This is a genomic window from Paenibacillus woosongensis (assembly GCF_009725165.1).
Classification (GTDB): Bacteria; Bacillota; Bacilli; order Paenibacillales; family Paenibacillaceae; genus Fontibacillus; species Fontibacillus woosongensis.
In genome coordinates, this window is record NZ_WNZW01000018.1 from 66,776 (window position 1) to 77,496 (window position 10,721).

9 protein-coding genes are annotated in these 10,721 nt (G+C 49.4%); 1 reads left to right on the plus strand and 8 read right to left on the minus strand.

Features of this window, described 5'->3' with window-relative positions; genetic code table 11:
• Positions 1–314 precede the first annotated feature (314 nt).
• From pssA to GNP95_RS24245, 7 genes are all read right to left on the minus strand, one after another.
• Positions 315–1,043: a CDP-diacylglycerol--serine O-phosphatidyltransferase gene (gene pssA / locus GNP95_RS24215; protein WP_155613380.1), complete on the minus strand. Its 729-nt coding sequence runs from the start codon at positions 1,041–1,043 to the stop codon at positions 315–317.
• Positions 1,044–1,141: 98 nt separating this feature from the next.
• Positions 1,142–2,218, minus strand: coding sequence for a DNA integrity scanning diadenylate cyclase DisA (gene disA, locus GNP95_RS24220; RefSeq protein WP_155613381.1), 1,077 nt, complete (start codon positions 2,216–2,218; stop codon positions 1,142–1,144).
• A 14-nt stretch (positions 2,219–2,232) separates the two neighbouring features.
• The gene (radA, locus tag GNP95_RS24225; protein WP_155613382.1) at positions 2,233–3,600 is read right to left on the minus strand and encodes a DNA repair protein RadA; all 1,368 of its coding nucleotides are present in this window, start codon (positions 3,598–3,600) and stop codon (positions 2,233–2,235) included.
• Between the two features lie 225 nt (positions 3,601–3,825).
• Positions 3,826–6,273, minus strand: a complete 2,448-nt coding sequence (gene clpC, locus GNP95_RS24230; protein WP_155613383.1) for an ATP-dependent protease ATP-binding subunit ClpC — start codon at positions 6,271–6,273, stop codon at positions 3,826–3,828.
• 28 nt (positions 6,274–6,301) lie between these two features.
• Complete coding sequence (locus GNP95_RS24235; protein ID WP_155613384.1) at positions 6,302–7,360, minus strand: protein arginine kinase; 1,059 nt, start codon at positions 7,358–7,360, stop codon at positions 6,302–6,304.
• Positions 7,361–7,372: 12 nt separating this feature from the next.
• Entirely contained in the window at positions 7,373–7,891 is a 519-nt protein-coding gene (locus GNP95_RS24240) for a UvrB/UvrC motif-containing protein (protein WP_155613385.1), read from the minus strand.
• Between the two features lie 30 nt (positions 7,892–7,921).
• The gene (locus GNP95_RS24245; protein WP_155613386.1) at positions 7,922–8,380 is read right to left on the minus strand and encodes a CtsR family transcriptional regulator; all 459 of its coding nucleotides are present in this window, start codon (positions 8,378–8,380) and stop codon (positions 7,922–7,924) included.
• Positions 8,381–9,351: 971 nt separating this feature from the next.
• On the opposite strand from GNP95_RS24245, the gene GNP95_RS24250 reads away from it, so the two are divergent.
• The gene (locus GNP95_RS24250) at positions 9,352–10,176 is read left to right on the plus strand and encodes an NlpC/P60 family protein (protein WP_155613387.1); all 825 of its coding nucleotides are present in this window, start codon (positions 9,352–9,354) and stop codon (positions 10,174–10,176) included.
• 443 nt (positions 10,177–10,619) lie between these two features.
• Here the strand turns inward: GNP95_RS24250 and GNP95_RS26635 are convergent, their stop codons facing one another.
• Entirely contained in the window at positions 10,620–10,718 is a 99-nt protein-coding gene (locus tag GNP95_RS26635; protein ID WP_413773769.1) for a hypothetical protein, read from the minus strand.
• Positions 10,719–10,721: the final 3 nt, after the last annotated feature.

A 10,721-nucleotide genomic window follows, 5' to 3' on the forward strand; every position in this document is an offset into this window, starting at 1 on the left:
TCATCCCTTACCTCCCCAAAACAGAGGATACACAGTAAATAGGGTGGCTAAGAACCGTTAGGTTTTAAAATCGCTGCAAATATGCACAAATAACGTGGATGAGATTCGTTAAACTTTTTTTAACCAACCCTCTAAGGTCCCGTGTGAAAGAGTATGGTGCGTTCGGGCACACAGACGTATACCTGACCTGATCACTGCAGAACTTGCTTGAATAAGTTGCGGGCGATGCGGCTTGGCCGTAAAACTTATAAGTCCAATAAAGATAAAAGCATGAACGCCGTGATCTCCGACGCTCATGCTTTTATTAATACATATCAACGATTGTGATAAGCTTCCTCGGCCTCATCGTCATCTACCTGCTTGCCGCGGTGGAGCAATTTGTCGAAGCTCTGCTTCAGGCCATAGGCTGCGTAAACGACAAGCGGGATAAAGATAAGCTTGGATAATTCCTCTGGAAAAAGAACCGCAACCATGACTGCAAGCAGGATAACGAGCGGCGCTAAAGCAATTCCCTTTTTAGGAAGGCCGATCTTTTTGAAGTTGGGATACTTTACGGAACTAACCATCAAGTATGATACGAGCAATATGCCGCAAATGAAGTAAGGAGCCGTCATATTCTTGTGAAACAGGGACAATGTGGCAATGACACCGCCCGCGGCTGGAATCGGCAGGCCGATGAAATACCCCGGCACTCCCTTTTGCACATTAAATCGAGCCAATCTCAGCGCGCCGCACATCGGGAAGATGGCCGTAACAGCCCAAGCAATCCCCGGATGTATTCCGTTAAAAGCAATAGAGTACATTAACAGGGCAGGGGCGACGCCAAACGATATAATATCCGACAATGAGTCCAGCTCTTTGCCGAATTCGCTTTGGGCGTCAAGCGCCCGCGCAACCCGCCCGTCCAGCCCGTCGAGCAGCATCGCCACAATGACCATGATCGCGGACATGCTGTATTTGCCGTCAAAAGCAAAAATAATGGCTAGCATCCCTAAAAATAAGTTTCCCAGGGTAAATACATTCGGAAGTGATTTTGTAATCATCTCTTCACCTCGTATAGATTTCCAATAATCTTATTATCGGATTATGAAGCAAATTACTTTAATTCCCAAAAGAAAACTCGGCCCGCAGGCATACAGGCTTAAATTTGCCTATCGATAAAAGCCTGTTCCTGCAGCCGCTTAAGACCTTCTTTGATCGTTCTGGCCCGAACCTCGCCAATGCCGTCCACTTCGTCCAGCTCGTCGATCGTCGCCATCAGCACCCCTGGAAGATGCTTGAAGCGCTCGACAAGGTTATGGATGATGACGTTCGGGAGACGCGGGATTTTGTTCAGCACGCGATAACCTCGCGGGGACACTAAGTCTTCAGACATTGCCGCCGAAGCCGGATAACCGAGCAGTCTGGTGATATGGCTCATCTCAAGCAGCTCATCGTCACTGGATCGCTTCAATCCAAGGATAATTTCCCGAATGGCTTCATCGCTGTCTTCCTTAGCATAGTCTTTGTATAACAGCCACGCTTCTTCCTCCATATTGCTAACCAGCTCTTCCATTTGCATACTAATCAACCGGCCTTCGGAGCCCAGTTCGTTAATGAACCGTTTGATCTCCATTTTGATCCGAATCACCATTTCAACCCGCTGAATCACATTAATGACCTCGGGCATCGTCACCAGCTCTTCGAACTCGGATGCCGTCAAATTCGTAAGGGCCTGATTGAGAACAGCCCTGTATTTCTCCAGGGTTTGGATCGCCTGGTTCGCTTTCGTCAGGATAACCCCAATCTCCTTCAGGGAATAACGAAGCCCGCCTTGATATAACGTGATGATATTACGGCGCTGGGAGATCGAGACGACCAGCTTGCCCGTCTGCTTCGCTACCCGCTCCGCCGTCCGGTGGCGAATCCCCGTCTCCGACGAGGAGATGGATGAATCGGGAATGAGCTGCGTATTTGCATACAATATTCTCTTAAGATCCTCGCTCATGATGATGGCTCCGTCCATTTTGGCCAGCTCGTATAAGTAGTTCGGCGAGAAGTCACAGTTAATGGAGAAGCCTCCTTCAACTACTTCCATCACTTCCGGGCTGTATCCCACAACGATCAGCCCACCGGTCTTGGCCCGGAGCACGTTCTCAAGTCCATCGCGAAAAGCGGTGCCGGGCGCGACGAGTCTGAGTAAATCATTCATTTTCTCCGCATGGGTGTTTTCCTTCATGAACTTAATGCCCCCTAATCTAACGCAACAGCTAGCGCATCTGCAACAGTATTTACGCCAATCAATTGTATTCCTGCGGGACTCTGCCAGCCCTTCATGCTCTTCTCCGGCAGAATAACGCGTTTGAATCCTAACTTCGCTGCCTCCTTCACCCTCTGCTCAGCCCTGGAGACGGCCCGGACTTCACCGGTAAGCCCAACTTCCCCGAAGATGACATCGTCCGGCTTGGTCGGAATATCGCGAAAGCTGGAAGCAATGCTAACAGCAATCGCCAGATCAACGGCCGGCTCATCCAGCTTCACTCCGCCAGCAAGGTTCACGTAAGCATCCTGATTTTGCAGGAACATACCCATCCGCTTCTCCAGTACGGCGATAATCAATCCCATCCGATGGTGATCTACACCCGTCGCCATCCTTCGCGGGGAAGGAAAATGTGTCGATGCGATCAGAGCCTGCAGTTCCACGAGCATCGGGCGTGTTCCTTCCATACTCGCCACGACGGTGGAGCCTGCGACACCAAGCGGCCTCTCGGATAGGAACAGCTCCGAAGGGTTAGTTACTTCGGTCAAGCCGGATTCGTTCATTTCAAATATGCCGATTTCGTTCGTAGAACCGAAGCGGTTCTTCACCGCCCGAAGCAGGCGGTAAGAGTGATGCCGTTCTCCTTCAAAATACAGCACGCAGTCCACCATATGCTCCAGCAGCCTTGGCCCGGCAATGGCTCCTTCCTTCGTCACATGCCCGACCAGAACCGTGGCAATCCCCTGCCCTTTGGCAATGCGCATGAAGCGCGCAGTACATTCGCGAACCTGGGATACGCTTCCCGGCGCGCTTGTCACTTCCGGCAGATATACGGTTTGGATCGAGTCGATGACGAGGAAATTCGGCTTCAGCTCGTCGATCGCCGATTCAATGGCTTCCATGTCGCTCTCACAGAGGACATACAGCTCTTGCGACAAGGCTCCTAGCCGCTCGGCTCTCAGCTTCGTCTGCCTGATTGACTCCTCCCCGGATATATAAAGTACTTTCAATCCGGCCTGAGCCATTTCGTGGGATGTCTGCAGGAGCAGCGTCGATTTTCCGATTCCTGGATCACCGCCGACCAGTACGAGCGAGCCGGGTACGACTCCGCCGCCAAGCACCCGGTTCAGTTCTCCTATACCAGTGACGATGCGCGGTTCTTTGCCGCTCTCTATGTTTATGATGGGCAGCGGTTTTTCTTTCGTATGAAATAGACCAGAGGACATCCCCTGCGTCTTTACGACTTTCTCCGTTTCTTCGACCATGGAGTTCCATGAACCGCACCCCGGGCATTTCCCATACCATTTCGGCGATTCATATCCGCACTCCGTGCAAAAAAACTTTGTTTTTACTTTAACCATTTTTCTCTCCTTAAAATATCTGCAAAATTTAACAAACCTTGCAGCCCAAACCACTAAGGGTAACACTCAAAGTTTACCACTGTTTCTGATTTAACGTAAAGGTTTTTCGGGCGCTTTATACAAATATGGGAAATACGAAGAAAAGACAGCCCCGGAAACCGAAATTCCCAGGCTGTCTTGCATTCGCTTTGCAATACGATTCAGATCGTTTTGCTCACTATTCATTTACTTGGCGCTTTTGGTAAAAGCCCCCGTCTTATTCACGGTCAAGCTGCCATCCTCCACATCAATCGTCAGCGAATCGCCTTTCTTGACGTTTCCGGTCAGCAATTCTTCAGACAATCGATCCTCGATATGCTTCTGGATAGCTCTGCGAAGCGGACGCGCTCCATAAGCTGGATCAAAGCCTTCTTTAGCCAAGAACTCCTTGGCTTCATCGGTCAGTACGAAGTCCACCTCGTATTCATGCAGCCGTTTGCGAAGCTCTTCTGCCATCAGCGTAACGATTTCGCCGATATGCTTCTGCTCCAGCGAGTGGAATACGATAATTTCATCGATCCGGTTGAGGAATTCTGGACGGAAGCTCTTCTTAAGTTCTTCCATCACTTTGCCTTTCATATTGTCATAATCCGCCCCGGAGTCGTCTACGGCAGTAAAGCCAAGCCGCGTATTGCGTCTGATCGCTTCGGCCCCGACGTTCGAGGTAAGAATGATCAGTGTATTGCGGAAGTCTACCACACGTCCTTTGGAGTCCGTCAAACGGCCATCCTCCAGCACTTGCAGCAAAATATTGAATACCTCAGGGTGCGCCTTCTCGATTTCATCCAAGAGTACGACCGAATATGGCTTGCGGCGTACTTTCTCCGTCAGCTGGCCGCCTTCTTCATAACCAACATATCCTGGAGGAGCGCCAACGAGACGAGCCGTGGAGTGCTTCTCCATATATTCGGACATGTCGATGCGGATAACCGCATTTTCGTCGCCGAACATGGCTTCGGCCAGGGCCCGCGCCAGCTCAGTCTTACCTACCCCAGTTGGGCCTAGGAAGATAAAGGAGCCCATCGGACGCTTCGGATCCTTCAGACCGGCACGCGCCCGGCGAATCGCCCGGCTGACCGCTTTAACGGCTTCGTCCTGCCCGATAACACGCTCATGCAGGATTTGCTCCATATTGAGCAGTCTTTCCGTTTCCTCTTCCTTCAGCTTATTGACTGGAATACCAGTCCAGCTTGCTACAACCTGTGCAATGTCCTCAGGCGTAACTTCGGAGTCGGTACGGCCCTGTTTCTCTTTCCATTGGTTCTTCGTGACGTCGAGCTCCTCGCGGATTTTCTGCTCCGTATCGCGCAGTGCTGCCGCTTTCTCAAACTCCTGGCTCTGTACAGCCGCGTCTTTCTCTTTGCGGATGTCTTCCAGACGGCTCTCCAACTGCTTCAGATTAGGCGGTACCGTATAAGAGTTCAGTCTTACCTTTGAGCCCGCCTCATCGATCAAGTCGATGGCTTTATCCGGCAGAAAGCGATCCTGGATATAGCGGTCGGACAGCTTAACCGCCTGTTCAATCGCTTCATCGGTAATCTTAACGCGGTGATGGGCCTCATAGCGGTCGCGAAGTCCATGCAGAATTTGAATGGCTTCGTCAACGGAAGGCTGATCAACCGTTATCGGTTGGAAACGGCGCTCAAGCGCAGCATCCTTCTCGATATACTTGCGGTATTCATCCAGCGTCGTTGCCCCGATGCATTGCAGCTCGCCGCGGGCCAGCGCCGGCTTCAGGATGTTCGAGGCATCGATGGCACCTTCCGCACCGCCTGCCCCAATCAGGGTATGCAATTCATCAATGAACAGGATGATATTCCCGGCTTGACGGATTTCATCCATGATTTTCTTCAAGCGATCCTCGAATTCGCCGCGATATTTCGTACCGGCTACGACAGAACCCATATCGAGGGTCATGACTCTTTTGTCGCGCAGTGTCTCCGGAATTTCATTATTGATAATCTTCTGAGCCAATCCTTCAGCAATAGCTGTCTTCCCTACGCCAGGCTCACCGATCAGCACCGGGTTGTTCTTCGTCCGGCGGCTGAGCACCTGAATGACCCGCTCGATTTCCTTGCTTCGGCCGATAACCGGGTCAAGATTGCTCTCTTTGGCGGATTCCGTCAAATCGCGAGCTAGACTATCCAACGTCGGCGTATTCACGTTAGCTGGCGTGCCATGATGACTGGACACAGCCTCGCTGCTGCCCAGCAGCTGCAGCACTTGCTGACGCGCTTTGTTCAGACTGATACCCAGGTTATTCAATACCCGGGCAGCAACGCCCTCGCCTTCACGAATCAAGCCAAGCAGAATATGCTCTGTTCCCACATAGGTATGGCCGAGCTTGCGAGCTTCATCCATGGATAGTTCGATAACCTTCTTGGCTCTCGGCGTATAAGCGATATTCGCCGGTTGCTCCTGGCCGCGGCCGATCAGCGTCTCTACTTCGTCCTGGATTTTCTCAAGACCCAGTCCAAGCCCGATTAATGCTTTAGCGGCAATTCCTTCCCCTTCACGAATCAAACCAAGCAAAATATGCTCTGTTCCAATATTGTTATGCCCTAACCGTACGGCTTCTTCTTGGGCAAGTGCCAAAACCTTCTGGGCACGCTCCGTAAATCTTCCAAACATCATACTCCTACACCTCCATGAATGTTGTTTCTTATTTACCCAATTTCTCTCGGATCAGCTTAGCGCGGTACATATCGCGTTCGCCCGGAGACATGCTGACCTGAAATTTTTTCTGCAAAAAACCAGGCTGGGTCATGACATTCAATTCATTCAGCACCTGTACGGGCAGCGTATCGATCAATCCCAGATCTACGCCGAGTCTGACGTCGGACAGCCGCTGCGCCGCCTCCTTAGAGTCTATAATCGCTGCGTATAACAAAATGCCATAGGAGCGCATGACGCGATCGGTCATTCGCAGGCGGGATTCGGAGAGCAGTCTCTCCCTCGCCGATTTCTCATGCTCGATGATCTGCATCACGACGCTGTACAAATTTTCAATAATTTCAGATTCGCTTTGTCCCAGTGTAATCTGATTTGAGATTTGAAACAAGTTCCCTGTCGCTTCGCTGCCTTCGCCATAAATGCCGCGGACTGTCAATCCGACCTGGGACACAGCCGACAGGATTCGATTTATTTGCTGAGTTAGAACCAGCGCCGGCAAATGCATCATGACGGAGGCCCGAAGTCCTGTCCCTACATTCGTAGGGCAGCTGGTAAGGAAACCGCGGTTATCGTCAAAGGCATAATCCACCTGTGCCTCGAAAATATCATCCACCGCGGTCGCCTTCTCCCAAGCCTCCTCAATCTGCAGGCCGGGATAAAGGCATTGAATACGCAAATGATCCTCTTCATTCACCATGATGCTGAGGCTTTCGTCATCGCTGATAAAGACGGCGCCGTGTCTGGACTCATTAGCCAAATTCGGGCTGATGAGATGCTTCTCAACGAGCACTTTTTTGTCCAGCTCATCCAAATCGGCTAGGAGAACCGAAGACAACGGCCCGAACTGCTGCATCCTTTGATCTTGCAGTACGCTCTCCAGCTGATTCAGCACGTCCTCGGATTGCTGGTTGGTCGCCAGCATAGGGAATGGCCTGTTCAGCAAATTTCGCGCAATTCGGACACGGCTGCTGATGACGATTTCGGACTCCTTGCCTCCGCTTCTCATCCATTCGCTAAGCGGTTGTTCTGTAAACCGAAGATTTGCCATCGCCCACTCCTCCTACTCCTCGGAAATGTTCTTCTCAAGCTCGCGTATTTGATCCCGCAGGGCGGCGGCCTCCTCGAATTCTTCCTGATGAATCCGATACTGCAGCTCTCTGCGAAGGTCATCGAGCTTGCGCTTGATTTGAATATGCCCGCCAACCCTTTTGGGCACTTTGCCTACATGAACCGTATTGCCGTGTACTCTCTTGAAGAGCGGGTCAAGACGGTCATTGAAATATTTATAACAGGAGCTGCATCCAAAACGCCCAAGCTTGCTGAATTGGGAATAAGTCAGCCCGCACTCTTCGCAGCGCAGGTTCTCGGGTGCCTTGGTCCCGTGGGCGTGACTGCCAGGGGTGAAATCCAGCAGTCCGGACAGCAGGCTATGGATCGAAAATCCGCCTGAAGTCCCTGGAATAAGCTCGCCTTTTTCTCTGGCACAGGTTTCACAAATGTGAAACTCCGTTTTCTCGCCGTTCACAATTTTGGTAAAATGCAATGTTGCAGGTCGTTTGCCGCATTCCTGACAATGCATGGAACGTCCCCTCCCTTACGGATAGACTCGTTAACCTAAAAGTGAAATCAACATGGCCTTCATGATTCTTGCCCGAAGCCGATCGCGTTCAGGCAGTTTTAGCATCAAGACTTCCCTGGAGATAGCCGCTCGCATGAGTGCCGCCTCTCGGCTGTTCAAGAAACGAGCCTCCTCCAGTTGATATATTAGCCCTTCCGCAGCCGTTTGACCCATTTCATCGCCAATCGTATGATGCAAATGGGTATGCAGGCTGGTCGGACCAGGCAGCTCGATACGCCGAATCCTGATGTAACCGCCGCCGCCCCGTTTGCTTTCAACCAAGTACCCTTTCTCAAGGGTAAACCTGGTACTGATTACATAGTTGATTTGCGATGGAACGCAGGAAAACCGGTCAGCCAGATCATTGCGTTGAATTTCAACGGTTCCTTCAGGACTTTGATGCAAAATACCCTTGAGATATTGTTCGATAATATCGGAGATATTACGCAATCCATCATCCCTCCCATGCTCAAACGTTAAGCCGACACGACATGCCGCCTCGTCCGGCAAAGTTCTCCGTATAATTCGTTATGGCTACCGTTTGTTGACTTTGACTTTCTTTGACTTTAACTTTATTATATCACAATTTCATACTTTGCCAAGAGGTGTCTTATACATTTCAGTGTAACCTGAGGCAGGGAAGTTATTCAAGAAAGCAATCTAAAAAGGCGTGACTAGGCGTAACTAGAGCCGGGTGCTTAAGATCGGGTGCTTTCAGTCAGCCCTGAAGAGTCAGTGATTTGAGTGAGTGCTTTAGAAGTTGTTGAGACAAACCTTTGAGTCAAAGGCTTTGGGTCAGTGCATTAAATCCGTGCATTAAATCCGTACATTGAATCCGTGCATTGAATCACCACGCTTCGAGTCAAGCTATTAGCCATACCCATTAGTCAAGTCTTTAAGCCAAGTCGCCAGCCTTTGAGCCGGCTTTTGGTCTTTGAACCAGCCTAAGGCTGCTGTCTTTTAGTTATGCTGCACCCTTACGGACCCTAGTTCCTCTATATCGCATAAATGCCGCTTTTTTCGAACCTAACGGACACAGGGGGACTTATTTGCCCAAATCTGATGTGTTCATAAACGAACTTTACTAAATAGCGCCTTCTGTGTCCGTTGTGGCGCTGAATTCGTACAAAAACCATAAATAGGGGCTCTCCTGTCCGTTAGGTGCCTAATTCCAGTCAAAACACTGAGCAGTACAAAAACACACCGATTCATAAACAACGATGCTTCTTCATATTTGCGCAGCTTCCAGCATACGGTTTAGCAGCTCCTAGCGCGCGGTTGCCTTTTGCCTTAGTAGCATCCTACTCTCTCAGGACCCCGCAGCCCCTAGTATTATCTCGAGTCCCAAAAAAACACATGCTCTCTGGATAAGTAAACTGCAGATCAGGATATTCTATAAAAAAATAAATGGAGGAGTTCCTTTGAAAAAGCTAATTGTAGCCGCCGTTGTATTTGTAAATGCAATCCTCACGCAAACATGCTTTGCGGTTCCATACGATCAATATACAGCCAAGGGTAACGAGACATTTTGGTCCATTGCCAAGGATTTTGATGTAGATGTGTCCGAGCTGCAAAAAATCAATTCCTTAGTGGATCCGGAAAATATTTGGAGAGGTTTATTGGTCAGCCTGCCTCATGGTCATAAACCGGCACCGGGATTAATCCCTGCGAATGAAGTATCCAGGACCACTTATAAGATACAAACGGGCGATACGTTCTGGAGCATTGCTCGAAGTAATGGGATCCCCCTTTCCTATTTACTTGAAGCCAATACCAAGGTAAAAGATCCTCAGCACATTTTTCCCGGTCTAGTAATCAATGTCCCTACTGCACCACCATCCATACCGCCGAACGCCAATTGGGAGGAGAAAGCGGATTACATCATCGCCGTGGCAAAGGATCAGTTTGATGTTCCTTATGTGTGGGGCGGGGAAAAACCTTGGGTTGCATTGGATTGTTCGTCATTCACTCAATACGTGTATGGCAGAGCGGGAATCAAATTGCCAAGAACCTCTAATTGGCAATATCAATATGGAACCTATGTGCCAAAGGATCAATTAAGAAAAGGGGACCTTGTATTTTTTAAAGAGCATGGTTCCGAAACAATCACTCACGTTGCAATCTATTTAGGAAACGATTTGATGATTAATGCCGATACGGATCCGCGGGATGGAGTCCAACTGGAATACATCTTTGGAGATGACTATTATGGCGCCGCATATGCAGGGGCAAAACGTTATTTCTAAACATGTGCACAATATTTATCATTAATATATGCGGGGTTACTCAGCAAGCATTAACCAGACAATAGTAAATGGCTAATTGACGAATTCTTTGCCCAATTGGGACGCTACAGAGGTGGTAGCACTATTGGAAGGAAGATCTAGATGTACTTCCTACATTTAGTTGGAGCGGATTTTGGGGTATTGCGGGGAGTTAACTACAGAACCTACATTTAATTTCGGGCTATTACAAAGATTTAAGCAAATTAAGGTATTACTACTGCATGAATTACATTTAGTTCAAGTAACTTTTAAAAAAAGTGGCAAAATTAATGCATAAAATACACTTAGTCCCCATTTTCACCTGTAGCGATCATTTGAAAGGCGAGTACTGGTTGTCTTTTTGCTGTCTCTATTCCTGCTGTTCTCTTGCGGACCTTATGGACCTCTGTCAAGAAAGTGGACACTCATGCGACAGATTTTCTGTTAAATTGTTCAGCAAAACGAACAGGTGAAAGATAGCCAAGTGCACCATGCATTCGCTTGCGGTTGTAATAAAATTCAATATA